Genomic DNA, 25,291 nt, shown 5'->3' on the forward strand with positions numbered 1-25,291 from the left:
TTTATGAGCAATGCTTTTTTGCAGGATGTTTTGTCGGGGTTACGATTACCGCAAAAAGCACTGTCACCTAAATACTTTTACGATCAACAGGGTTCAAAGTATTTCGACCTCATTTGCGAGCTTGATGAATATTACCCTTACCGAACCGAGCTGGCTTTGCTGCCTGAAGTGGCCCGCGACTTAAAGTCCTATTTTAAAAGCCGGCTGGTAAACAGGATTCAGTTGGTAGAATTTGGCGCCGGCTCTTTGCATAAGGTTAAGCCGTTACTGCAGGAACTGCCCATGATTCAGCAGTTTGTTGCCATTGATATATCGGGTGAACATCTTAAGCACGCTTCAGCTGAGTTGTCGCAATCTTTCCCGCAGCTGTCGATAAAAGTGGCGCAGGGAGACTTTACCCAGCCCATAAAGCTGCAACTAAGCGATGCAACCTCGGTGGGCTTCTTCCCCGGCTCGACGATTGGCAATTTTGAACCGGAAGGCGCTCGGGATTTTTTAAAAAATGCCCGTACCACACTGGGCAAAGACAGCTACATGTTGCTGGGAATCGACACTAAGAAAGACCGACAGTTGCTTGAGGCTGCATACAACGACAGCAAAAACATTACGGCGGAGTTTAACAAGAACATTCTCGTTCGCATGAACCGGGAACTTGGCGCAGACTTTAATCTTGATCAGTTCGAACATGACGCAATCTTTAATCAGCAGTTAGGTCGTATCGAAATGCACTTGCGTAGCCGGGTATCTCAGCAAGTGGAGATCAGTGGCGAACATTTTGAGTTTAAGCAGGGCGAGACAATTCATACCGAAAACTCTTATAAGTATGATCCTGAGGAGTTTGAGGAGCTAGCGATTAAGGCCGGCTGGGATAGTGAAAAGGTATGGCTGGCGCCAGGAGGCCTTTTTGCTGTCATACTTTTACATAACAAAGGCTAAAAAAGGGCTGCTTAGCCGATGACTGCCAATCAAGAGCCTTGTCCAGTGGATGTTTTTTACGGACCCGGTGCGGCTGGTAACCGGCACCGTATTGTCTTTCGACGGGAAACTGGCAGGTGTGGTTTGCCGGTTAAGTACCAAAAAACTGCAAACATTATTCTATTAAGTGGCGGTATAAAAGCGCCGTTACAAGCGCAGTTTTATAACGAAGGCAGGCCAGTTAAACGGTGTGGTTCGGGTAATCTTGCTATCATCGCTTATGTCAGTGAAAGGCTGCGTCCGATTTCCTCTGAGCAATGCTTAATAACCAAAGCCGGCGAAGTCAGCCTGGGTTTTGATCAGCGCTCGGCCTATTATCGTGATACGCCGTTAACGCAAAGGCCCTTAACAAGGGTTAAATTTTGGCAACAAGTGGTTCGGCAACGGATTATTAATGGAAGCTATTGTGGCGGCCGTAATGATTATGTGCTGTTAGAAACCGGCCAGCCGCTCGCACATTTACATATTAACACTAAACTGTTGTGTCAGTTCAGCCGACGCGCACTGATTGTGATCTACAGGCCTTGTTCGGGAGCCTTACAATTAAGGTACTTCGCGCCTCAGTATGGGCCGGCGGAAGACGCAGCAACTGGTTCGGCCTGCGTGCAGGCAGCAGGATACCTCAGACGTCATTATCCCCGTCAGTTCCTGCGCCAGCTGTTTGAAGTTAATCAGTGCTCGCCGGCAGGCGGGTGTCTATACCTTAAATCAATTGGCCGGCAGGTTTTAGTCAGGGGCCGGACCGCTGTGGGAGGCAAAAACTATGGATGAAAAAATGATTGTAGCGTGTCCTTCATGCCATAAGAAAAATCGCATAGCCAGTGATAAGAAGGATTCGGCGGCGATCTGCGGACATTGTAAAGCAGCCTTGTTTAGTGGCGAAGTTGTCGCTGTTAACAGTGATCAGTTCCGCGCCCACCAGAGTGCCGATCTGCCTCTGGTCGTCGACTTCTGGGCCAGCTGGTGCGGCCCATGTCAGCAATATGGCCCACATTTTGAGCAAGCGGCTAAACAAATGCCGTTTGCTGCCCGGTTTTTAAAGATCAGTACCGAAACCGAACCGCATCTGGCTCAGCAATACGCTGTCAGAAGTATTCCAACAACGCTGCTAATAAAAAATGGCCAGGAAGTTGCCCGGCAGGCCGGGGTCATGTCCGCGGCCCAGCTTAAACAGTGGATAATTTAATGTTGGCGCAAGTAGTCATCATAAGTGCCCGAAAAGTCACGCATACCTTGATCAGTTAGCTCGATAATCCGAGTGGCCAGCGAGGAGACGAATTCGCGGTCATGACTAACAAACAATAAGGTACCGTCGTAATTTTCAAGGGCCAAGTTCAGAGCTTCGATGGACTCCATATCCAAATGGTTAGTGGGTTCATCCATAAGCAGAATATTGGGACGCTGCATGATTAGCTTACCAAAGATCATGCGGCCTTTTTCTCCACCCGACAGGGCTGTTACTGGTTTATAGATGTCGTCCTGAGAGAACAACATCCGTCCCAACACTCCGCGGATGGCTTGCTCATCATGGTGGGGCTGTCGCCATTGACTCATCCAGTCAAATACACTGATTTTGTCTTTAAACCAATCGGCGTGATCCTGTGCATAATAGCCGATACTGGCATTTTCGGACCATTTTATCAGGCCACTGTCACACGCATGCTGGCCAATTAAGCTTTTTAACAGGGTGGTTTTACCAATCCCGTTGGCACCTAAAATGGCGACCTTTTCGCCTACTTCGATCATCGCCTGCAAATTATTAAGTACCTGTAAGTCACCGAATGATTTATTCACATCCTTCATTTCCAGCGCTATGCGGTAAAGCTTTTTCTCTTGTTCAAAACGAATGTAAGGGCTCACCCGGCTGGAGGCTTTAACTTCGGCCAACTCAATTTTCTCGATTTGTCGCGCCCGCGAGGTGGCTTGTTTCGCTTTTGATGCATTGGCCGAGAAGCGGCTTACAAATTGCTGCAGTTCAGCAATTTTTTCTTTCTTTTTGGTATTTTCATTAAGTAATTGCTCGCGCGCCTGAGTGGCCGCAAACATGTATTGATCGTAATTACCCGGGTAAACCCGAAGTTCGCCGTAATCAATATCTGCCATGTGAGTGCAGACACTGTTCAGAAAGTGACGATCGTGTGAAATTATAATCATGGTTGCCTGGCGTTCGTTAAGAACATTCTCCAGCCACTGGATAGTATGAATATCCAGGTTGTTGGTTGGTTCGTCCAACAGCATGATATCGGGCTCAGAAAATAGCACCTGCGCTAACAGAACACGTAATTTAACCCCTGGCGCTATTTCGCTCATCGGGCCAAAGTGAGCTTCAAGTGGAATGCCGAGGCCAAGCAGCAACTCGCCGGCCCGCGACTCCGCGGTATAGCCATCAAACTCGGCAAACTCGACTTCCAGGTCGGCTACCCGCATACCTTCTTCTTCGCTCATTTCGGCCAGACTGTAAATACGATCGCGTTCGGCTTTTACTTGCCAGAGTTCTTCGTGTCCCATAATAACAGTGTCAATAACGCTGAACTGTTCGTAAGCAAACTGATCCTGTCGTAGTTTGCCGACACGCATGTTGGGTTCAATAGAGATATTGCCGGCAGAGGGTTCTAGCTCGCCACTCAAAATTCGCATGAAGGTGGATTTACCACAGCCATTGGCGCCGATTAAGCCGTACTTGTTCCCTTCGCCAAATTTAACAGAGATATTTTCAAAAAGAGGTTTTGCACCAAATTGCATGGTAATGTTTGCAGCAGAAATCACGATTAAGCACCCGAACAAAAAATAGGCGCGTAATCTACGTGTTTTAGCCCCAGATTACAAAAGAAGTTGCATTAAAACTCAGATTTTTCGGCGAGAGAGAACTCACATTGCATTCTGCCATGGTTTGCTATACTTAAAATGCGTAAACAAAAAAATGCTCTTAAACCCTCTTAACGAGTAAGGAAGTGTTATGACAGGACCAATGAGTTCGGAAAAGAAAAATGAGCAGGATTTAACCGAAGAAGAGAAGCGTCAGTTGCAGTCCCAACAAGATAAAGAGAACCAACGGCGCGAAGATCAAAGCGGCCCGAATCCCGCGAAAGGTAATCATTCACAGAAAGACAAGCAAATAGCGCCGGAGCAGCGTAGTCAGGATGATAAATAAGGGCTTTAAAGCCTAATGGCCCAGCGAGTGTCCTGCAGTTGTTACGGGGATGGCGAAGAACGCAATAGCCAACATCGCAACGACAAGGAATGCAAAGCCTAGCCCTTGGGCTAGGCGGCGTTCGCTACCCACAGGGCCCAGCGCATGAATGGCTGCGATCAAACATTGCAGCGCGTAATACAAAGCAAAAGCCCGAGAGGCGTAAGTGACAATTGAAAAGATGTTCGTTGACCACAATAAGCCGACTGCTAAAATCGCCACTGTTAAGTAAGCAATGTGCTTTGAGACTCTATTATCGGATGCTTCTTCGATAAGCCCCCCAGAGCCAATCATATCTGCTACAGCTGCCGAGAACTGACTCATTACCGCTGCGATAACTAATAGCCAGGGAAGGATGAAGGCAATTTCGGCAGATAAATCGATTACTCCGGTTTCACTGACCGTTTCAAACTGGTCGAAAAGTGTTGTCGCTAGCGCAATAAAGCAAATGTAGATAGCTGCAGCAATCAGTTGCCCGTAGCGCATAGTTTTAATGCGCAGGTTAGCGGGGTAGTCACCACGCAAATAGCGCGAAGTTTCAAAACCCTGAACAATCAAAAAGATACCCAGTAGCGTACGTAAAGTCTCGAGATTAAATGAAGTTTCAAGTTGCGGTGCCTGCCAAGTATTGGTAAAAAGCAGTTCCGCATTAAAAACAATCAACGCTACTAGTAAAGCGCCAATAATGGCCAATTTAACGTTAACTGAGTACTCCTCAAGATCTTCAAGTAATTTGAGACCTCGTAGCCAACCGAAAAGTCCGATAAAGATCAGCAGAGCACTGGCGATTGCTTTCTGGGCGACCGGGTTCTCATACCCAAACAGTCGTAGGAAAAAAGCTCCTAGTAACTCAAGATAAAACGTAATGGCGATTATATAGGCGAAAGCTAAAACTAGCTTAGCCAGTTCACCTGCCCATGTCAGCGCTTTGTATGTTGTTTGCTGGCTTGTTTCGGTTAAAGGCTCAATATAATTTATATTATAGCGAACTGCTTTGCCCACCAAAAAAGCCAGTGCTAATATGGCAATAATAGCTGCTGTGGCCCAGGCTCCAACTGTGACTGCTAATAACGGTGCAACAATCAGAAAGCCACTTCCGATAATAGAAGCGAGCGGTGTAGCTGTTGCCCGCCAAAGATTAGAGTCACGGACCTTTGGAAGGAAAAGAAACGTCACAACCGTAATAGTGACAAATACGGATATAAGGTTAAGAAACCAGTTTGCAGAGTTAAGCGAGTGAAGACTTATTTCAGGCATTTATTTCAAGCCTTAATCAGGCCTAGTGATTAACTTTTGGCAGGTTTGAGGGGCACACCAGTGGCCCTTATTAAACCAATATCGTAGCACTTATTCGTTGTCCACTATGGTGGTCGCCTCATAAAACTCATCATCGACGGTACCGGCAACGGACACTTTGTCGCCCTGCATCAGTTTATAACCGTCGGCATCCCGGTCCCCATCATCCATTTCGACAGTAACTACCCCATCTCCATAATCCAGCAAAAAACTGTCCGCTGAAACTGAGGTTACCTCGCCGTCGATTTGAATCCAGGTATCGTCGTTTTGCGTGTACGGGTTTTGGGCTAAAGATGGAGCCGCAAAAAAGGCGAAAGAACTTAAAGCAACTAAAGTTTTAGTGTTCATAACTCCTCCGATGTTGATATTTGACGATCGGTAACTTGCTGTTCCGATAAAGTTAAACATAGACGCTGAGCAGAAGCGTGCAAGTTAGCCGCTTCTGCTCGCTAGCGGGTGGCTAGAGTTCTTGCTTGGTCGGGCGGATGATCATCTCGTTGACATCCACTTCTGCAGGTTGCTCAATCGCAAAGGTTATGGCGCGGGCAATAGCGTCGGAATCAATGGCATCTTCATACAAGTCTTCGGCCATTTCTTTTGATTCCTTGTCGCTGATGTGGTCGGTTAGCTCAGTAGCCACCGCGCCCGGCGATATATTTGTTGCCCGTATTTCTCCCTCAGATTCCTGCCGAATGCCTTCGCTTATTGCTTTTACGGCAAATTTAGTCGCACAATAAACGGCGGAACCGGGGAACACAACGTGTCCCGCAACGGAAGACAGATTAATAATATGGCCACTTTTTTGTTTCCGCATGGTTGGTAATACCGCGCCGACACCATACATGACGCCTTTAATATTGACGTCTATCATTTGATCCCATTCGTCTACTTTCACCTCATCCAAGGGGGCAAGGGGCATTAAGCCAGCATTGTTAATTAACACATCAATTCGGCCAAACTCGTTTCTGGCTGCCTCGGCAAGGGCCTCAACCTGATCCCGGTAAGTGACGTCAACAGTCCGGTAAATTGCTTCGCCACCCTGTTCTTTAATGTGCTCAACAAGCTTTTTCAGTCGCTCTTCGCGACGGGCTGCTAATACTAGCCTGGCGCCTTTGCTGGCCAGCATTTTAGCCGTAGCTTCGCCCAGGCCACTGCTGGCACCAGTAATGATAACGACCTTTTCATTAACTTCGGACATGTTCTACTCCTTTTTAAAAAAAATAATCCCAGAGATTGGGCAATACGATAGACGGTATTGCCTTTTAAACCAGAAACGCTATTTTTTAAGCATAGCTTAAGCAATCAAAAGTGCCATGAAGTCACTTACCCACCGTTGGTTGGGAGTCAAGATGAGTAACAAAGGGGTACTATTTGTCGTCCTTGCCGCGCTGTTTTGGGGACTGTCAGGAGGTATTGGCGGCGTTTTGCTGGAAAATGGCTGGAGCGCTCTGGTCGTCGCTTTTTATCGCGGTGCTATCGGCCTGCTGATCGTTTTCTGCTGGTTAGTTTTGCAACCTTCTGGCCACGGTTTTCAATATCTTCAGCTTTGGTTCTGGTCTCTAGTTGCCGGCTTAGGCGTTGCCGGTAACTTTGTTTTTTATTTTGTCAGCATCGCTGAGGGCAGTGTCTCTATTGCGGTGACACTGATGTATTGCGCACCAGTTTTTGTCTACCTGGTATCTTTTGCTCTGGGGCTTGAGAAAGCAACCCCGGTTAAGTGGCTGGCTATTGTTTTGGTCATGGTGGGCATCATACTGTTAACACAGGTATACCAAGTTGACGCTGGCGGTGTGACTCAGGTGGGTGTCGCTGCTGGGTTGGCGTCCGGCATGTCCCTTGCGTTATTTATTTTTGGTTTCAAATATGCTACTCACTACGGTAGTGCCCAGTCGATTTTGGTTATTGCTTTTACAGCACTGGTTGTAACCTGTGGGGTATTGATTAACCCCGGAGAGCTGACGGACGTGATTGGCTCGCCGGACCTAGCCCTGTTTCTGCTTTTGGGCCTGCTTGGTGGAGGCATATCCTTCATACTTTATATTATGGGATTACGACAAACGGCTCCGGCTGTCGCTTCGATAGTCGCCATGGTAGAGCCGGTCACTGCCTCACTGTTTGGTGTGCTGCTGTTAAGCGAAACATTAGCCGGTATTCAGCTTGTGGGTATGGGACTCATTTTATTTACTGTAACGGCCCTGAGTGTCAGTTCAAAAGATTACCGCTAGGATGCGATCCGCCGGCAGACGGAATTTTTTAGACTTTAAGCAATTGCAGAAAGTGCAATTAAGGTAAAAATAGATGCCCTTCACGTTTACTCAGTCTGCCGCAAATAAAACCTACGCCAGCCTGATTATCTTTTTTGTATGGGTTGGTTTACTTGGTGTCTTTGAACGCTTATTGACTGCAGATAGCCAGCTAATGAGTGTAATACCAATGCTGCTGGTTTTTGTGTCCTTAGCATTTGCTGTAATTTTACTGCTTATTGCTTCACACCGCTCGCCGCCCAGACTGACCAGACTTTGCCCGTATGTGACGGCTCTGGGCTTTATCGCATTTTTGTACCTGCAGGCCATACTCTGGGGCTTATTACCAAAGCCGGAACCGGATTTATTTCGCAATCCATTCAATTTAGCTATCGCGGCTATTGTTGTGCTGGCATTTTTTTCCGGGCTGGCTGTGCGCCTGCGCTACCCAGATTTGGATTTAGATGTTTCCCGGCCAACCTTGATCACGGCCGCAGGTATCGTCAGTATCGGAGTTTTAGTATGGTTCAGTATCTCCTTTAGCAGCATTAATCAGCATTCTGATAATGCGCGGCAAAAGATTCAGTTGATTGGCTCGATGATTAACGAAAAACTGGATGATCAACAAAAAGCCTTAGGGCGAATAAAATCACGGCTGGATAATTTGGACGCCGAAGCTTTCGTTACCGTTAGTGCTATCGATATGGCACGATATATCGAGGATTATGAAATTATAGAGGGTATGATTCTTTATGATGACAAGCTGAATATCGTTTCGGACTCTGAATTTGCTAAAAGCTTTAATCGTCAGGGCCTCCTGGATAGCACCGCAGTAGAGGACTGGCTAGCCGAACCGGCCGAACAAATTCGCTTGGCTGCAAATGCCGCATCAATGGAAACGTCGGTACCTGTTATTATGGTGTCTATCCCTATTGTCCACTCCCAAAACGAGGAAAAGTATCAGATACTGGCGTTACTGGATATGAACGACCTGGTAGCACGTGATTATGTGGATTATTTGGATATGGTGCGTACTTACATGTCTTTTGGTCCTCAGACTTTAATTTCTATGCATGGTGAGAGTAATAAGACGGTTACTCTGGCGCAATTGCAAGATCGCTATGCTCATGGTGTCTCTGCCACGGTACGACTGCTCAATAGCATTGACCATACGTTTTATAGCTTTATGGTCGACTACAGCAAATTAGAAACAACCGCACGCTTTTATCAGTTAATGCTTTGGTTAACAGCGGCTTTTGCCATGATCTTTATCGTTATGGCAGATACCAAAAAACAACTCAGGGTAGAAAGCCGCAAGTTGGCTCTTATGGCGCGGTTTGATGACATCACGGGTCTGTTAAGAAGGGATGCTTTCAACCAGCAATCAACCGAGTTAAGTCTGGCGTGTGAAGGGTGCCGCCGTGCCGCAATTTTCGTTAATCTGGATGGTTTTAACCCGATTAACGACAGCTTAGGGCATAATATTGGTGATCAAGTGTTGTTCCAGGCGGCGAAACGAATTCAGGAAAATGGCAAGTTTTCAGACGTTATTGCCCGCTTTAGTAACGATGAATTCATTTTGTACTATAAAGACACCGTCGCTTACCAACTGAAAAAGGAGGTGCAGTCGATATTGCATGCTCTTGCTGAGGTTTATCATATTGATGGTTTAGAAATTCATCTAACCGCTAGCGCCGGCGTGGCGGTCTCCTGCCAGATGTCCGTTTCAACAGAAACGCTGGTGCAACAGGCAGATATTGCCATGTCTGTTGCAAAAAAAACAGGCGGTAATCAGTACTGTTTCTTCCAACAGCCGATGTCGGACCAATTTGAAAAACGCGTCCGCTTACGTAATCAGCTACAAAGTGCAATGAATAATGACCAGCTGGAAGTATTTTACCAGCCCATCTATCGAGCATCAGATCATAAATTGGTCAGTGTTGAGAGTTTAGTTCGGTGGCGCCTTAATGGTGACTTTATCTCGCCCGCAGACTTTATTCCGATTGCAGAAGATACGGGACAGGTCATGCAGCTAGGCGAACAGGTGGTAAAGAAGGTATTTAAAGACATTAGTGAAAATCCGGATCTGCAAGCATTAACCGTAGCCATCAATGTATCACCACAGCAGTTTCAACGCGGCGAGTTTGGGCCTTTTTTGCTGCGCCAGGTGGATAATTTTAATCTTAAGCCGGGCCAGCTGACCCTCGAGCTAACCGAAACTGTTGAGCTAGACGAGGGCAGTATCGAAAAACTGTTACAGTCTCTTCGTGATAAGGGCTTTCATATTGCTATCGATGACTTTGGTACTGGTTTTTCCAGCTTGTCCTATTTATCACGTCAGCCAGCAGACATTGTCAAAATTGACCGGGCTTTCACTTTTGGTATTGAATCAGAGGGTAGCGATCGGGACTTATTGGAAGCGATGATCAATATGTGTCACAAGTTGGATAAAACGGCAGTTGTTGAAGGTATCGAAACGGAAAGCAGTGCTGAGTTTTTCTCCAAATTCAGTAACTTACGCCTGCAGGGCTATTATTTTTCTAAGCCGTTGCCTGTAAATGACTTGATTACGCTTATTCAAGCACACAACGACAAGCCTTAACATTGCCGTTGTACCAGGGTGTTGTGATGCGGCGTTCACTGTCCAGCAGCTGGGGTAAAAAGCTTTGCTCAGGGCTACAGGTTGGTCCCGTCGCATAGGGTCCCGAGTAGATTACCTTGCCCTGCTCAACAATGACCAGCATCGGGGTTGCGGGTACCGGAATCCCCAGCGCTTCCATCTCGGCTGGTTTAACTCGCCGTTGCTGATATTGGTCATACTGTTGAATGAGCTTATCATGACGGTCGGCCAGCGGATCGCAGAGGCAGCCACTGCGGACATGGAAGATCACATCGCCGGTTACATTGACCCGGCTGGGGGCTTGATCGAGCCATTCGGACTGTTGGTCAAAAATCCCGAAATCCGCAAACCGCCACCAGAATAAAAACACTGAGGTGGCAATAAGCCAGACGGCAATTACCGTCCAGCTTAGCCAATTTTTTTTGCGTTGATTTAACACCTAAGCAGTTAAGTTAATAACGAAAGCGCTTTAGCTCGCCGGCGAGCGATTCGGTTGTCTCAGCGACCTCGTCTGCAGCCTGCGTGGATTCGTCTGCTATGCCAATATGGTCGTCAGCCAGGTTGTTGAGTTTTTGGGTGCTGGCCGATATATCGCGGCTGGCAATGGATTGTTGTTCCAGCGCCGTTGTTACCTCATGAATCGCACTGTCGAGCAGCTCTGTTTGTTCTTTAATGCTGCCTAACAGCTGCCGGCTGGTTTTTGACTGGCGCTCAGTGCTGGTTAACTGCTCCAGACATCGATCCACAGTGTGGACCGACTCAGATGAGGTTTGTAGCAAGGTAGCCACGGTTTTTTCAATCTGTGTTGTCGATTCTTGAGTCTTTGAAGCCAGCTGGCGGACTTCGTCAGCAACAACCGCAAAGCCGCGACCGGAATCACCTGCTCGGGCAGCTTCAATAGCGGCATTAAGCGCCAACAAGTTGGTTTGGTCGGCAATGCCATTAATGACGTCGAGCATATTTTTAATGCCTGAGGTGGCTTGCGACATATTGCTAACTGCGGTTTTCGCGTTTTGCAGTAACTCAGCCAGTTGCGCTACCGACGACTGTGTTTCATCCAATGCGTGCTGACCTTCTTCAGCCTGCTTTCGGGCGACCGAAGAATTACTGGCAATATCCTGCGAGCGGCCCTGGGTTTCTTTAATACTCATAGACATCTGCTCGGTCGCGGTGGCAATAGCTGACGTCTCGGCATGTTGCTCTTTAATACCGTCGGTTAATTGAGTGGCTTTCTCTTTTAAAGCATTAACCGACTGCCTGTTTTGCAGTATGGAACTGCCCAGGGTTTTAATACTGCTATGAATCGCCTCTAATGCACCATTGAATTGGGTTACCAGGCTCTCGTTAAGGTCCGGCAGACGTTGGGTCAGAACAACCTGACGGTCTTTTGTAACTAATTCGGCCGACAGGTTAATGAAGGCCTGAGCCACTTCGGCTTCCGCTAAGCTTTTTTTCGCAATAACAATCAGTACCGCTGCTTCAACCACCACATAAAGGGCGTGCAATAAAATGATGTCCAGTTGCAGTTTGTCCGTCGGTAGGATGAATACCGATACCCCGGATTTTTGTAAATACATAAATAACAGGTGATGAACTGCGATTACCAGTGCTGCTGCTGCGATGACCTTCCAGTCACGAAATGCCACCAGAATTGCCAGCAAAGCAAAAATTCCAAAGTGTACTTCGGTGAAGCCCAGGCTTTGGTGAATGTGCAAAGCCGTCATGATCATAAAGGCAATGCCGAAGGCTATCCTGGCCGCCGCGGTATCACCCTGTAATCGGTACAGAAGAAAGGGTATCGCAAGCGCCGGTATCCCAACAATTAAAGCGGGTAGCAATGTATTGCTGTAAAAGCCAAGCCCTATGGCGGATAAAAAAAGCAACACGTTGACCGCGTTGGCTATTTGAAATGCCGTTTGTCGGAAGGAAAGTTGCATGTTGACGGCCTTATTACTGGAGCAATTAAATTAATATTAATTTATCGGCCACTTTATAGTAATCATTAATATGCGGATCCGCATACCGTTAAGATCACAGCATTAACAATGCCCCTTAAGCACCTTACTTTTGTCGTTTGCTTGATCATTTTCAAAGTTTGGACCATGCTTTTTATTGGTTAAGTAAAGCAAGCAGCGAATAAACCAGGAGATTAACATGGCAGATAAAGAAGCATTTGAGCAAAAACATGAAGCAAAAATTGAAGAGATGCAGGCGGAGATCGATCGCTTAAAAGCCAAGGCAAAACAAGCCGAGGCAGATTCCAAAGTAAAATACCAGGAACGCATTAGTGAGCTGGAAGCACTAAAGGCCAAAGCTGATGAAAAGTTAGAGATCATGAAGAAATCCAGTAAGGACGCATGGACGGATGTTAGTACTGGACTGGAGTCGGCGACTCAGTCATTGGCTACAGCTATAAAGGCCGCCAGCAAAGAATTTAAATAAAGGGGTGAGTGTGTCAAAAGTTTTACTGATAACAGGTGCATCAAGCGGTATTGGTAAGGCGACGGCCGAAAAGGCCGTCGCTAACGGGCATAAAGTTATTTTAACCGCTCGCCGCGAACATAAGTTGCAGCAGCTTGTTGAACGGCTGGGTTCAGATAATGCAATTGCGGTACCTGCGGACGCCAGCGATTACTCTGCTCTTGAGCAAGTTGTTAAAAAAGGTGTGGCTGAGTTTGGCCGACTTGATGCAGCCTTTGCCAACGCCGGAACCGGAGTATCGACGGCTGGTACGCAAGACGGTGATCCTTGCGAATGGAAGTCGATGGTAGACATTAATATTAACGCGCTTTTGTATACGGCGAAACTTACGCTGCCCCATTTGCGTGAGACAACCGGGCACTTTTTGATGACCGGGTCTGCAGCAGGACGGACAACGCTTAAAGGCTCAGTTTACGGGGCAACCAAGTGGTTTGTGCATGGTTTTGCGCAAAATCTGGCGGAAGAGATGAAAGAGTGGGGTGGACGTTGCACGACAATTGCACCCGGTATGGTAAATACCCCGTTTTTTGATGAACCTAAGCCCGATAAGCTCGATCCAGACGATGTTGCAGATGCCGTTCTTTATGCAATCAGCGCTGAACCTCGTAATTGTGTCAGAGAAGTGTTTATAATGCCTGCAAACCCTTAGGCAAAGATGACACTTCAGTGGACGAAGAACCTAAAAAGCGAGTTTCGTGGCGCCGGCTAGGCTTGTTTTCGATAATTTTTATTGCGTTAACTCTAGCCGGTTTTTATGCTGTATTCGCCCACTTTTCTGATCGTAACTTAACCTTTGACGATCGCCTTCTCGACGCCAGGGTTATTGTTGCCGCTATTGGTCTATTGGTCATCTACTTTGTTGCCGATGGCCTGCGTTTTTATTACACGCTGGCAGCCTTGGGATTCCGGATACCTGCCCGAGTGATGACCAAGCTGGTGTTTATTAATATTTTCTTTTCTAACATCACTCCCATGGCCACGGGTGGGGGCTTTGCTCAAGTATGGTTTCTGCATGATCATGGCGTATCAATTGGCAAGGCGACAGCAGCGACAACCATCCGTACGGTGCTGGCAATTTTCTTTATTTTTTCTTTCTCGCCGATATTTTTGCTTACCCTTGAGCCGCTGCAACAATCCACTATCATTGGCGATATCCAGGTCGCTCTAGCTCTGTTTATCGTTGTTTACCTCGGCTTTTTTGCCGTTGTACTGTTACGTGCCCACTGGTTAATCACACCATTGCTTGCAATTACCCGGCGCTTAAACAAACTCGGCCTGATTAGCGATGCAACTGCGAAAATCTGGTACTTTCGGGTCATGCGCGAGATGCTAAAGTTTTCACGTAGCTTCGCTGTTTACATTAAAGGCCCGAGACGTGCCATTGCACTATCAGTGATATTTACGGCTGTTTTTTTGCTCAGTTTATTCAGTTTTCCGGCTCTGCTGATGTGGGGACTGGACTACAATGTTGACTATATCGTTTCTCTGGGACTACTGGTAGTGACTACCTTCATCATGTATTTTTCGCCGACACCGGGTGCTTCGGGTATTTCCGAAGGCGTTTTCGGCAGCTTTTTCAGTGATATCTTACAACACCAGCACCTGCTGTTAGTTACCTTTAGCTGGCGTTTTTTAACTATTTATCTGGGTATGATCATCGGGCTTCTGGTCTTACAACGGTATTTAATTCAGCGTAGCCGACTGCTCAGCGGAGCTAAATTATGAATAAGAGGCGGTGGCTGCGGGTATTCTTTTATTTGAATGTGATCATTGTCGTGGCCATGATTGCTTACAAACTCTACCTGAACATTTCTACCCCTGAGTTTTCTGCTTTGCATAGCCAGCAGGTTGCAGACATTAGTGAAAAAATTGAAGGCTCTGACGGTTATTCTTTTGCCGTTGTCGGCAATATTGAAAACTCAGTGGGTATTTTTGAGCAGCGAATTATTCCTCAATTAAACCAAAGTAATATCGATTTTGTGGTATCGGCTGGTAATGCGGTAGCTGGCGGGGGGGAAGATAAGTACCGGGCAATCAATGGTACTCTGGCTAATCTGGAAAAACCCTACCTATTAACATTTGGTGAAAACGAATACAGTGAATTTGGTAGTTTTCGTTTTTACGATCATTATGGCCCCCACTTTTTTAGCTTTCAGGCGGCAGAAAGCCGCTTTATCTTTCTGGATGCGACCGAAAAAACCCCCTGGCAATGGCAGCTGAGGTGGTTAAAAGACTTACTCTCCAGAGACTCATCGGCCAATCGATTTTTATTTGTCGGCAAGCCGGTCATTGAGCCCAAAAAAGACTTTATCTTTTCTGATCGCGAGGATTACGTACAACCACAAGAGTTTCGTCAGGGACTGATGAAGGTTTTGCAGCGCCACCGCATCGATCGGGTTTTCTCAGCGAATGTGGCGATTTACTCAGAACAGCAACGCAATGACACGACGTTTATTACCACTGGTGGAGCGGGAGGTTTTGTACTTAACCAGGACAACAGCTTTTATCACTACGTAAAAGTTAATGTCAGTAAAGAGCAGGGCGTTGAACACCAGGTCGTGAATATGCCGGTCGGTCAGCATCCGGTACTGAAGCAGCTCGAGAGCTTCTGGTTTTTTATTTACTCGCTGTTTTATGTCGGCTATGTCAACTTCTTGTTGTTACTGTGTTTGCTGCTTGCAGTGAGCATTAAGTTATACAATCTGGTGTTTGTGGGCAAATCCTACTATCCGAACTATGACATCGACGCCACACCCTGGCAGAACAGAAAACTAAAAGTGGCGATGTTTACGAATAACTATTTGCCCTTCATTGGTGGTGTCCCTATTTCGATTGAGCGACTTCGGTACGGGTTAAGCCAATTAAAAGATTCTGTTTTAGTTGTCGCTCCCCGCTACCGGAAAAAGACTAAGCAGGAAAACCAGGTTATCAGGATGCCATCGCTGTTTTCTTTTGGTGAAAAAAGTGAATTTCGCTTTGCGAATATTTTTTCGGGTTTTGTGCGAAAAAAAGTTAAACAATTTAAACCCGATATTATTCACTCTCATCACCCGTTCTGGATTGGCTCGCTGGGTGTTTATATGGCGCGCCGGCTGAAAATCCCGGTCGTTTACACCTATCACACCCGGCTTGAGCACTATGCACACTTTGTCTTTTTACCTGGTAGCTTGTTTCGAAATATTATTGCGCACTTTTTGGTCCGCCGGTTTGCAAATAAATGTGATAGCGTCGTTGTGCCGACCCAGGCCACGGAAGAATATCTTCGCATGATAGGTGTTACCAGCAGCATCTATATTCAGCCGACCGGTATCGAATTTGAACGCTTTAAGCAGATTGATGAAGCCGCAGTGGTAAGGCTTAAAAAGCAGCAAAATATTGTTGAGGAGACCGTCTTTGTCAGCGTTGCACGGCTATCCAATGAAAAAAACATCGACTTTATGATTGAGGCTTTGGCGCAATTAAAACGCCAGACAGCGAAACCGTTTAGGTTTCTTATGATAGGAGACGGACACCAGCGTCAGCGGCTGCAGCAAAAAGTTGATCAGTTGGGGCTTAGCGACCAGATCACTTTGGTTGGCTCTGTGCCCCCTGAAGAAATGGCTGACTGGTACCAGCTGGGTGATGTGTTTTTGTTTGCTTCGCAGTCAGAAACCCAAGGCATGGTTATTTTAGAGGCGATGGCAGCGGGATTGCCCGTTGTTGCGGTTCGCTCCAGCGGTATTGATGATGTTGTAAAAGATGGGATCAATGGTTATAAAACACCAGCAGATCAGCGATTATGGCTAAAAAAAGTGGCATTATTGCTAAGCGATTCAGAGCATCGTGGGCAACTGGGTAAGCAGGCGGTTGAATGCGCGAAGTCGCACTCTGTTGAGAGCTTTAGCCTGGCAATTCGATCAGTTTATGCCGAGACCTTAGCACGCTACCACCAAAAAGGTGAGGTTAAGGACCCGGCGGCAGAAATGAAACAATAATAAATAAAACAAAAAGGACAGATGATGAGATTTATTATAACCGCAGTAACCGCAGGTATTCTGGTGGCGTGTTCGCCCAATCCGCAAACCGAATCCGAACAGCAGTTGTCGGCCGAACAAGGTCAGGCAGAGCAGGAGCAAAGTATGCAATATCCGCAGACCCGCAAGGGTGACACCGTTGATACTTATTTTGGTACCGAGATAGCCGATCCGTATCGCTGGTTAGAGGATGATCGCAGTGCAGAAACCGAGGACTGGGTGGAAGCACAAAATGAAGTGACTTTTGAGCATTTAGAAACTATACCGTTTCGTGACAAGATTGAAGAGAGGCTGACTTCTTTATGGAATTACGAAAAGGTCAGCGCTCCATTTAAAGAAGGCGATTACACCTACTTTTACAAAAATGACGGGTTACAGAATCAGTACGTTGTATACCGTAAAAAAAGTGAAGATGATGAAGCCGAAGTATTTTTAGATCCGAATACCTTTAGTGAAGACGGAACAACTTCCCTGGCACAGTTAACGTTTAGCGACGATGGCTCAATTGCTGCTTATTCGATTTCAGAGGGTGGTAGCGACTGGCGCAAAATCATCGTTATCGACAGTGAGACCGGTGAGCAACTTGAGTCTCCGTTAGTTGACGTTAAATTCAGTGGTATATCGTGGAAAGGCAACGAAGGCTTTTTCTATTCAAGTTACGATAAACCCGAAGGCAGTGAACTGTCGGCTAAAACAGACCAGCATAAACTTTATTACCATGAGCTGGGTACTGACCAAGCCGATGATGACTTAATTTTCGGTGGCGTTGAAGACGAGAAGCATCGGTATGTTGGAGGCTATGTTACTGAAGACAACCGCTATCTGGCGGTATCGGCCGCTAACTCAACCTCGGGTAATAAATTGTACCTGAAGGATTTGACGGATCCCGGGGCAGAGCTGGTCACCGTGCTTGATCACACCGAGTCGGATACCTCGGTACTGGATAATCGTGGCACCACCTTGTACCTGGAAACCAATTTAAATGCGCCTAATAACCGTGTTGTCACGGTTGACGCAAGTGGTCCCGGTGTTGATCAGTGGCAGGACTTTATTGCTCATAGCGAGCACGTGCTTAACCCAACCACTGGTGGTGGTTATATTTTTGCTGAATATATGGTCGATGCGGTATCCAAAGTTGAGCAGCACGACTATGACGGAAATAAAGTTCGTGATATCGATTTGCCGGGGGTTGGCAGCGCCGGCGGCTTTAGCGGTAAACGCGAGCAAGAAACCTTGTATTACAGCTTTACCAACTACAGCACACCGCAGACGATCTATTCTTTCCAGCCGGATACCGGGGCTTCAGAAGTCTATGTTAAATCGGGTGCTGATTTTGATTCTGAGCAATACACTTCACAGCAGGTTTTTTATACCTCCAAAGATGGTACTAAGGTACCAATGATAATTACTCATAAAAAAGGGCTTGAGCCGGACGGTAGTAATCCGACGATTCTTTATGGTTATGGTGGCTTTAATATAAGCCTGACACCGAGCTTTAGCATTGCTAACGCTGCCTGGCTGGAAATGGGCGGTGTTTATGCGGTGGCGAATCTGCGTGGCGGTGGTGAGTACGGCAAAGAATGGCATAAGGCCGGCATAAAGCAGCAAAAACAAAACGTTTTCGATGACTTTATCGCAGCCGCCGAATACCTTATCGAAGAGGACTACACATCCAGCGATCGTCTGGCTGTGCGCGGCGGTTCAAATGGCGGTTTATTGGTGGGTGCCGTTATGACTCAACGGCCAGACCTTTTTGCGGTTGCCTTACCGGCTGTTGGCGTGCTTGATATGCTGCGTTACCACACATTTACTGCCGGAGCAGGATGGGCCTACGATTATGGTACTGCCGAAGATAGCCCCGAGATGTTCGAGTACTTAGTAAACTACTCACCGCTACATAACGTAGAACAAGGTGTTAATTATCCGGCTACCTTAATTACCACCGGCGACCACGATGACCGGGTTGTGCCTGCGCATTCATTTAAGTTTGCCGCAGAACTGCAGGATAAAGCAGGGGGCAATAACCCGCAGCTTATTCGTATCGAAACCAACGCCGGGCACGGGGCAGGCACGCCGGTTTCAAAAACCATAGAGCAATATGCTGACATTTTTGGCTTTACGCTTTATCACATGGGGTATGAATCTTTACCCACGGAGTAATTTATGAACAATGTGTCAGGTTTTCCTTTGATGGAAGTCGTTCTTGTTGTCATTGGGCTCGTCATTTTGGCGAGCTCGGTGCGTATTGTCCCGCAACAGCGTGTTTTCGTTATTGAGCTGTTTGGCCGCTATCGGCGGCTGTTACGGCCAGGGCTAAACTTTATTATTCCTCTGGTAGAACAAGTTGTACATAAGCAGAACATGCGTACGCGACAACTGGACGTTGATGTCGAAACCAAAACCAGTGATAACGTATTTGTCGTTGTGCGGGTGTCAGTGCAGTACCGGGTCAGCTCTGCGGATGCTGTATACAATGCTTTTTACCAGCTGGAAAACCCGGAATGGCAAATGCAGTCGTATGTTTTTGATACCGTGCGGGCGCAGATCCCAAAACAGAATTTAGACGCGGTTTTTGACAACAAAGACAGTATTTCTAATGACGTTAAAATGCAGTTGCGCGATACCATGGAAGGTTACGGTTTTGAAATCATTGCGTCACTGGTTACCGATATAGATCCCGATCAATCCGTAAAAGACTCAATGAACCAGATCAATGCTGCTGAACGTGAACGGCGAGCCGCCGAGCACAAAGCGGAAGCTGAAAAAATTATGAAAGTAAAACAGGCGGAAGCTGATAAAGAGTCAAAGATATTGCAAGGAGAGGGTATCGCCGGACAGCGCAGAGCTATCGCTGAAGGTTTGCGAGACTCTATTGCTATGGTAACTAATGAGAACGCCAACATCAGCTCCCGCGACGTCATTGATCTGTTGAAGTTTACCAACTATGTTGATGTATTAGGTTCATTTGATAATTCCGCGAGCAAAGTGATTATGCTGCCGCAACCGACCGGTCAGCTGGACTCATTGTCTCCCGACATTTTAGCAGCCATGGAGGCGGCTCGTTCGGAAGAAAAGTCACAAAACTAACAGGAGTACACAATGAAAACGTTAACAACCCTGGGTATTGTAGCAGCAGCAACGTTACTCGCAGCCTGTAGCGCCGAAGAAACCGAAACGCGTTGCACCACGGCCTCGCAGACCGAATGGATTGATCAGGAGCAGTTTCAGTCTGGATTAAAAGAACAGGGCTACGAGATCAACGAGTTTAAAGTGACGCCTGGCAGCTGTTACGAAATTTATGGAAAAAATCGCGCAGGCGAAAAAGTCGAGATCTACTTTAATCCGGTAGACGGCAGTGTTGTAAAGCAAGAAAAGGAATAAGCGATGGCAGCAGCAATTAGGGTATGGGACGCTTTTATTCGTTCCTATCACTGGCTGATTGTTGCTGTTTTTATTGCAAATTATTTTATTCTGGAGCCTGGAGAAACGGTCCACCAGTGGCTGGGTTACACAGCCGCTGGTTTAGTAATAGCACGGTTGATCTGGGCCATTGTCGGGCCGGAAAATGCCGGCATTAGCTATTTTTTACCCACCCCTGAGCGCCTGGCAAGGCACTTCTCTCACCTAAAAAACCGCCAAATTCCTCTTAAAGAGGGGCATAATCCCGTTGGTGGCTTACTCATTCTTGCTTTTTGGCTGCTGTTTCTGGGGCAGGGCGTTACCGGCTTTTTATTGGAAGAAACGGATCGCTTTTTTGGTAGCTCACGGGTTGAAAATATTCATGGCTTAATAGCGGACAGTCTCTTTGTTGGTGCAATTATTCATGTTACGGCTGTTATTGTTATGAGCTGGTGGGGGCGTATTCAATTGATACGCCCAATGATCTCCGGCAAGCGTCGGCCTAAGGGTTAGTGAGCTTTAGCCGTTGCCTGAATTTTTCCAACAATGGCTCTTAAGCCGTTTCCGCGGGTAGGCGTTATATGGTTCTCAAGGTCAAGTTGATTAAAATACCGGTCAATATCGAAAGCCACAATTTCCGCCGGTGTTTTATCCTGGTAGGCGGCCATCACCAGGGTCAGTAGGCCCTGGACAATGACAGCGTCACTGTCGACCTGAAAATGCAGCTTGTCGTCTTTATGCTGGCTGACAAGCCAGACGCTGCTTTGGCAGCCAGGAACTAAATATTCCTCTCTACGCTGTTCTGCGGGCAGACCCGGCAGTGCCTTACCTAAGTCAATAATGTACTGGTAACGTTGTTCCCAATCATCAAGGAACTCCAGGTCCTCAAGGATTTCGTCCGTTGTTGGTAAACTCATGGTCGTTGCTGTCCTTACTCAGAAAAATACGCCGGCTTCTAGCTGTGCTTCTTCACTCATCATATCCCGTGACCAGGCTGGGTCAAAGACCAGCTCAACATTTACCTTTTCGACATTAGGTACTAAAGCCACACGATATTCGACATCACCGACCAGGACCGGGCCCATGCCGCAACCAGGTGCGGTTAATGTCATATCAATATTAACCTGGTGGTTCTGTTGGTCTATGTCGACCTTATAAATTAAGCCAAGGGATACCAAGTTAATTGGGATCTCCGGATCATAAATCGTTTCTAAAGCATCCCAGACTTGTTGCTCCGAGATTTTACCATCCGCAGGGGCCGCAAAGTCCAACTGTTCAGGTTTACGGCCAATGGCATCGGCGTCGGTACCGTCAATGCGCAACATATTGCCCTGCCAGGTAACCGTGTAATTGCCACCCAGATCCTGTGTTATGTTGACAAACTCCCCTTTGGGAATCACTTTTGGTTCGCCTGAGGGTACCTTACGCACTTTGACATCACGCGAGGTATTAACCATTTTCAGTTGCATGTTGCTACATAACCTTGTAATTAACTAACACTGAAGCTCTCGCCACAGCCGCATTCATTAACAACATTGGGGTTGTTAAACTTAACAATGCCGTTGATGCCTTCTTTAACGTAGTCAATTTCGGTATTGCGGATCAGATCGATGGCGTTGGCGGCCACGGCAACTTTCAGATTGTCGTTAACGGTTACCACTTCATCGCTGTCCTGCGCATTATCTACGGCGTCCAGAACGTAGGCGTAGCCGGTACAGCCACTGGCCTTTGTTGATAAACGAATTAACGAATTTGGTTTGTCCTGCAAACGCGACTCAAAATAACGAACAGCATCGTCCGTCATTGAAATCAACTCGGTTGAAGGCACAAATGATTCTACAGACATATTTTCCTCCGGCCGTTAAGCCAACATCTTGCGAGCTTTGTCGATGGCTTTAAATAGCGCCTCAACATCGTCCATGGAATTATAAATAGTGAAGGAGGCACGGGCTGTCCCTGGCACATTTAAGCGCTTCATTAAGGGTTGTGCACAGTGATCGCCAGTGCGGATTGCGACACCTTGTTTATCCAGTATAAAACCAATATCAGCTGGGTGCATACCGTCTATGACGAAACTTAACACGCCAATTTTATTTGCTGCGGTGCCTATGATTTTAAGGCCAGGGGTCTGCTCTGCCAGCTCAGTTGCCCGCGTCAGTAACGCTTGCTCGTGGGCCCAGATGTCGGCTCTGTCATATGCCTGAAGCCATTCGACGGCCGCGGCTAAACCAATGACACCGGCAATATTGGGTGTGCCGGCCTCTAATCGGTTCGGCAGTTCACCCCAGCTGGCGTCCTCATAAGTGACGCTGGCAATCATTTCGCCACCGACCAGCCATACGGGCCAGTCAGCCAGTACATCGTAGCGGCCCCAGAGCACACCGATACCCGTTGGCCCAAACAACTTGTGGCCCGAGAACGCGTAAAAGTCACAGCCAATGTCGCGCACATCAATGGCCCCATGAGCCACGCCCTGAGCGCCGTCAATCATAACCAGCGCGCCTTTGGCCTTAGCCGCCTCAGTAAGCTGCTTAACTGGGTTAATGGTTCCCAGCGCATTAGACACATGGGGCATTGCTACAATAACGGTGCGCTCACTTAACAGTTCATGAAAAGCTTCCAGATTAAGTTCACCATTGTTATGGATTGGCACAATCTTTAGTGAAGCCCCGCTGCGCTTACAGGCCTGTTGCCAGGTAATTAAGTTAGCATGGTGCTCCATTTCGGTAATCAGCACTTCGTCACCGGCGGTTAAACGTTGCGCTGCGCCGTTAGCAACCAGGTTAATTGCTTCAGTGGTCCCGCTGGTCCAGATGACTTCTTCGCTGCGTTGCGCATTAATGTAGTTTGCAACGGTAACGCGGGCCTTTTCATAGCGCTTGGTGGCTTCATCTGACAGGTAATGCGCGCCGCGGTGAACATTTGCATTACACTGGCTGTAATAGTCCACTAACGCATCGATCACCGCTTGCGGTTTTTGCGTTGTTGCCGCGTTATCCAGATAAACCAGCGGTTGCCCGTTAACCTGGCGGGACAAAATCGGAAACTGTTGACGAATTAAGGCCACATCCAGACTCATTGCTGCTCCATCATGCGCTCGAAGCGCTGCTTGAGAATAGGTTGTAACCAGTCTGCCAGGGCGCGGTTAGGCATTTGAAAGAGTAATTCTTGTACAAAACCAAAGTTCAGCATGACCAGCGCCTGCTGCCTATCAATACCGCGAGTGAGCAGATAATAGAGAGCTTCTTCATCAATTTCGGCCACCGTTGCACCGTGCGCGCACTGCACGTCATCGGCGTAGATCTCCAGTTCAGGCTTAGTATTAACCTGTGCACCGCGGGTTAATAATAAGTTCCGGTTATTAAGCTCGGCCAATGTTTTTTGAGCGTGACGATGGATGTGAATACGACCGTTAAATACAGCTTTTGCTTTATCACCAATAATACCACGGGCGTTTTCTTCTGTTGTCCCGTTAGGCTGAGCATGCTCAATGGTGCTGTGCAAATCAAAATGCTCGTTGGGTGCCAGCAAATAAATATTATTGAACTTGGCAAAGGCATGTTCACCCGCGTGCTCAATATCAACATCTAAGCGTGTTAGTTGCGAGCCGTAACCGACCAGAGTACTGTTAAGCCGCGACTGGTTGTGTAACCGAAAGTGGCTGCCGCCGACATGAATTGCCTGACCTTCCTGAAGTGCCAGCCGGTAATGCTCAAGTCGTGCATCATCGCCAATATCATATTCCGCAAAAGCAGTATTCAGGCTGTCATCATTGCCGACGCCATGCTCAATAATCGTTGCCTGCGAGCCTTTAGCTAGGCGCACCAGGACGCGCTGATGTGATTCGACCCCCGCAGTTGCGACGTTGACGATGCGAATTGGCTGTTTAACCGATGCATCTGTCGCCACGTCGATAACGATGCCCTGCCTGGCCAACACATCATTAACCAGGCCAAACAAATGATGTTGTGGTTTGACCTTGGCAAAGAGACTGGCTGCCGCATCGCTTTCTTCAGCCAGGCTATTAATGGTAATGCCGGATGGCAGTTTAAGCTGTTTAACATCGCTGATTAACCGGCCGTCAACAAAAACCAGGTCCAGGCTATTTAAGCCTTTTACTTCAGGTGCTGTGGCTGTTTTTTCACTGGTCGAGGCTAAGTTAAGGTCTGCGACTTTATGCAGAGAAGTATAGCGCCAGGCTTCGGTACGCCGCCCGGGCCACTCTTTTTGCTTGAGTTCAGCAAGAGCGCCGCTGCGTATTGGAGTCAACCAGTCATCAACGTTGGCGGCACGTTCAATCACGTTCGCTAACCATTGACTCATGCGCTTTCTCCTTCCTTCAACCAGGCGTAGCCAGAAGACTCGACTTCTTTCGCAAGTTCAGGGCCTCCACTCTTAACGATTTTTCCGTCAGACAGAATGTGAACATAGTCTGGCTGAATGTAGTCAAGCAAACGCTGATAATGAGTAACCACCAGGAAACTGCGCTGGCCGTCCCGCTGGCTGTTGACGCCGCGAGCCACTACCTGCAGGGCATCGACATCCAGGCCGGAGTCTGATTCATCAAGAATCGCCAGCTTAGGTTCAAGCAAGATCATTTGCATGATTTCATTGCGCTTTTTTTCGCCGCCGGAAAAACCCTCATTAACGCCACGCTTTAAAAACTCCAGCGGTAGTTCGACCTGTTTGCAGGCCGCTTTCGCCTTTTTCAAAAACTCCGCCGAGCTCAGCGAGCTCTCACCGCGGGCCTCGCGCATTGCATTGACCGACTCTTTCATAAATTCCATATTACTGACGCCGGGTATTTCGACCGGGTACTGAAAGGCCAAAAATAAGCCTGCCTGTGCACGCTCTTCAACTTCCATATCCAATAAATCTTTACCTTCCAGCGTCACTTCGCCGGATTCCACCTCGTAACCATCACGGCCGGATAACACATAGCCCAGCGTACTTTTGCCGGCGCCGTTAGGACCCATAACCGCGTGAACCTCTCCTGGTTTGATGTCCAGGTCGAGCCCTTTCAAAATGGTGGTTTCTTCGACACGAGCGTGCAAATTTTTAATTGATAGCATTT

Annotated in this window: 26 protein-coding genes; 14 read left to right on the plus strand and 12 right to left on the minus strand. The window is 47.5% G+C overall.

The window, feature by feature from the left end:
- The first annotated feature begins 3 nt into the window (after positions 1–3).
- The 3 genes from egtD to trxC are packed head-to-tail and all read left to right on the plus strand — an operon-like array spanning position 4 to position 2,161.
- On the plus strand, positions 4–936 hold the full coding sequence (egtD, locus tag LG288_RS00610; protein WP_404401001.1) for an L-histidine N(alpha)-methyltransferase: 933 nt from the start codon (positions 4–6) through the stop codon (positions 934–936).
- An 18-nt stretch (positions 937–954) separates the two neighbouring features.
- Complete coding sequence (locus LG288_RS00615; RefSeq protein WP_404401003.1) at positions 955–1,746, plus strand: PhzF family phenazine biosynthesis protein; 792 nt, start codon at positions 955–957, stop codon at positions 1,744–1,746.
- Positions 1,739–2,161: a thioredoxin TrxC gene (gene trxC / locus LG288_RS00620; RefSeq protein ID WP_404401005.1), complete on the plus strand. Its 423-nt coding sequence runs from the start codon at positions 1,739–1,741 to the stop codon at positions 2,159–2,161. Before LG288_RS00615 ends, trxC begins: the two co-directional genes overlap by 8 nt.
- Here trxC and LG288_RS00625 read toward each other — a convergent pair.
- Positions 2,158–3,741 (minus strand): ABC-F family ATPase, encoded by a 1,584-nt coding sequence (locus tag LG288_RS00625; protein WP_404401007.1) that lies wholly within the window; start codon positions 3,739–3,741, stop codon positions 2,158–2,160. The two genes, trxC and LG288_RS00625, sit on opposite strands and share 4 nt — an antisense overlap.
- A gap of 190 nt (positions 3,742–3,931) precedes the next feature.
- On the opposite strand from LG288_RS00625, the gene LG288_RS00630 reads away from it, so the two are divergent.
- Positions 3,932–4,126: a hypothetical protein gene (locus tag LG288_RS00630; protein WP_404401009.1), complete on the plus strand. Its 195-nt coding sequence runs from the start codon at positions 3,932–3,934 to the stop codon at positions 4,124–4,126.
- Positions 4,127–4,138: 12 nt separating this feature from the next.
- Here LG288_RS00630 and LG288_RS00635 read toward each other — a convergent pair whose 3' ends face one another.
- The 3 genes from LG288_RS00635 to LG288_RS00645 all read right to left on the minus strand — a co-directional run bounded on the left by LG288_RS00635 (position 4,139) and on the right by LG288_RS00645 (position 6,659).
- On the minus strand, positions 4,139–5,422 hold the full coding sequence (locus tag LG288_RS00635; protein WP_404401011.1) for a hypothetical protein: 1,284 nt from the start codon (positions 5,420–5,422) through the stop codon (positions 4,139–4,141).
- Between the two features lie 90 nt (positions 5,423–5,512).
- Complete coding sequence (locus LG288_RS00640) at positions 5,513–5,809, minus strand: hypothetical protein (RefSeq protein WP_404401013.1); 297 nt, start codon at positions 5,807–5,809, stop codon at positions 5,513–5,515.
- A gap of 112 nt (positions 5,810–5,921) precedes the next feature.
- Entirely contained in the window at positions 5,922–6,659 is a 738-nt protein-coding gene (locus LG288_RS00645) for an SDR family oxidoreductase (RefSeq protein ID WP_404401015.1), read from the minus strand.
- A 151-nt stretch (positions 6,660–6,810) separates the two neighbouring features.
- On the opposite strand from LG288_RS00645, the gene LG288_RS00650 reads away from it, so the two are divergent.
- Both LG288_RS00650 and LG288_RS00655 read left to right on the plus strand, forming a co-directional pair.
- Complete coding sequence (locus LG288_RS00650; protein ID WP_404401018.1) at positions 6,811–7,686, plus strand: EamA family transporter; 876 nt, start codon at positions 6,811–6,813, stop codon at positions 7,684–7,686.
- Positions 7,687–7,759: 73 nt separating this feature from the next.
- A complete protein-coding gene (locus tag LG288_RS00655; RefSeq protein ID WP_404401020.1) occupies positions 7,760–10,306 on the plus strand; it encodes a putative bifunctional diguanylate cyclase/phosphodiesterase in 2,547 nt (848 codons plus the stop codon).
- Here the strand turns inward: LG288_RS00655 and LG288_RS00660 are convergent.
- Positions 10,278–10,763: a DUF6436 domain-containing protein gene (locus LG288_RS00660; RefSeq protein ID WP_404401022.1), complete on the minus strand. Its 486-nt coding sequence runs from the start codon at positions 10,761–10,763 to the stop codon at positions 10,278–10,280. The genes LG288_RS00655 and LG288_RS00660 overlap by 29 nt on opposite strands.
- Positions 10,764–10,776: 13 nt before the next feature.
- Positions 10,777–12,261 carry a methyl-accepting chemotaxis protein gene (locus tag LG288_RS00665; protein ID WP_404401023.1) on the minus strand — a complete coding sequence of 495 codons (1,485 nt, stop codon included), beginning with the start codon at positions 12,259–12,261 and terminating at the stop codon, positions 10,777–10,779.
- Positions 12,262–12,478: 217 nt separating this feature from the next.
- Here LG288_RS00665 and LG288_RS00670 point away from each other — a divergent pair, with 217 nt between their 5' ends.
- The 8 genes from LG288_RS00670 to LG288_RS00705 are packed head-to-tail and all read left to right on the plus strand — an operon-like array spanning position 12,479 to position 20,730.
- On the plus strand, positions 12,479–12,766 hold the full coding sequence (locus LG288_RS00670) for a coiled coil domain-containing protein (protein WP_404401025.1): 288 nt from the start codon (positions 12,479–12,481) through the stop codon (positions 12,764–12,766).
- Positions 12,767–12,776: 10 nt separating this feature from the next.
- Complete coding sequence (locus tag LG288_RS00675; RefSeq protein ID WP_404401027.1) at positions 12,777–13,454, plus strand: SDR family oxidoreductase; 678 nt, start codon at positions 12,777–12,779, stop codon at positions 13,452–13,454.
- A gap of 17 nt (positions 13,455–13,471) precedes the next feature.
- Positions 13,472–14,530, plus strand: coding sequence for a YbhN family protein (locus tag LG288_RS00680; RefSeq protein WP_404401029.1), 1,059 nt, complete (start codon positions 13,472–13,474; stop codon positions 14,528–14,530).
- A complete protein-coding gene (locus LG288_RS00685) occupies positions 14,527–16,779 on the plus strand; it encodes a glycosyltransferase (protein WP_404401031.1) in 2,253 nt (750 codons plus the stop codon). The genes LG288_RS00680 and LG288_RS00685 overlap by 4 nt, the downstream gene beginning before the upstream one ends.
- 21 nt (positions 16,780–16,800) lie before the next feature.
- On the plus strand, positions 16,801–18,978 hold the full coding sequence (locus LG288_RS00690; RefSeq protein ID WP_404401033.1) for a prolyl oligopeptidase family protein: 2,178 nt from the start codon (positions 16,801–16,803) through the stop codon (positions 18,976–18,978).
- A gap of 3 nt (positions 18,979–18,981) precedes the next feature.
- A complete protein-coding gene (locus LG288_RS00695) occupies positions 18,982–19,905 on the plus strand; it encodes an SPFH domain-containing protein (protein ID WP_404401035.1) in 924 nt (307 codons plus the stop codon).
- A gap of 12 nt (positions 19,906–19,917) precedes the next feature.
- Positions 19,918–20,199, plus strand: coding sequence for a PepSY domain-containing protein (locus tag LG288_RS00700; RefSeq protein WP_404401037.1), 282 nt, complete (start codon positions 19,918–19,920; stop codon positions 20,197–20,199).
- 3 nt (positions 20,200–20,202) lie between these two features.
- Positions 20,203–20,730, plus strand: coding sequence for a cytochrome b/b6 domain-containing protein (locus LG288_RS00705; RefSeq protein WP_404401039.1), 528 nt, complete (start codon positions 20,203–20,205; stop codon positions 20,728–20,730).
- On the opposite strand, the gene LG288_RS00710 is transcribed toward LG288_RS00705, so the two are convergent.
- From LG288_RS00710 to sufC, 6 genes are read right to left on the minus strand one after another with little or no spacing between them, the layout of a single operon-like run.
- Positions 20,727–21,134, minus strand: a complete 408-nt coding sequence (locus LG288_RS00710; protein ID WP_404401041.1) for a SufE family protein — start codon at positions 21,132–21,134, stop codon at positions 20,727–20,729. The genes LG288_RS00705 and LG288_RS00710 overlap by 4 nt on opposite strands.
- Before the next feature lie 18 nt (positions 21,135–21,152).
- Entirely contained in the window at positions 21,153–21,686 is a 534-nt protein-coding gene (sufT, locus tag LG288_RS00715) for a putative Fe-S cluster assembly protein SufT (protein ID WP_404401043.1), read from the minus strand.
- Positions 21,687–21,706: 20 nt separating this feature from the next.
- Positions 21,707–22,063 (minus strand): HesB/IscA family protein, encoded by a 357-nt coding sequence (locus LG288_RS00720; RefSeq protein WP_404401045.1) that lies wholly within the window; start codon positions 22,061–22,063, stop codon positions 21,707–21,709.
- 15 nt (positions 22,064–22,078) lie between these two features.
- The gene (locus LG288_RS00725; protein WP_404401047.1) at positions 22,079–23,296 is read right to left on the minus strand and encodes an aminotransferase class V-fold PLP-dependent enzyme; all 1,218 of its coding nucleotides are present in this window, start codon (positions 23,294–23,296) and stop codon (positions 22,079–22,081) included.
- On the minus strand, positions 23,293–24,540 hold the full coding sequence (sufD, locus tag LG288_RS00730; RefSeq protein WP_404401049.1) for a Fe-S cluster assembly protein SufD: 1,248 nt from the start codon (positions 24,538–24,540) through the stop codon (positions 23,293–23,295). The genes LG288_RS00725 and sufD overlap by 4 nt, the downstream gene beginning before the upstream one ends.
- Positions 24,537–25,289: a Fe-S cluster assembly ATPase SufC gene (gene sufC / locus LG288_RS00735; RefSeq protein ID WP_404401051.1), complete on the minus strand. Its 753-nt coding sequence runs from the start codon at positions 25,287–25,289 to the stop codon at positions 24,537–24,539. The genes sufD and sufC overlap by 4 nt, the downstream gene beginning before the upstream one ends.
- Between the last annotated feature and the right edge of the window lie 2 nt (positions 25,290–25,291).

Origin of the sequence: Idiomarina seosinensis (assembly GCF_044797955.1) — a bacterium.
Classification (GTDB): domain Bacteria; phylum Pseudomonadota; class Gammaproteobacteria; order Enterobacterales; family Alteromonadaceae; genus Idiomarina; species Idiomarina seosinensis_A.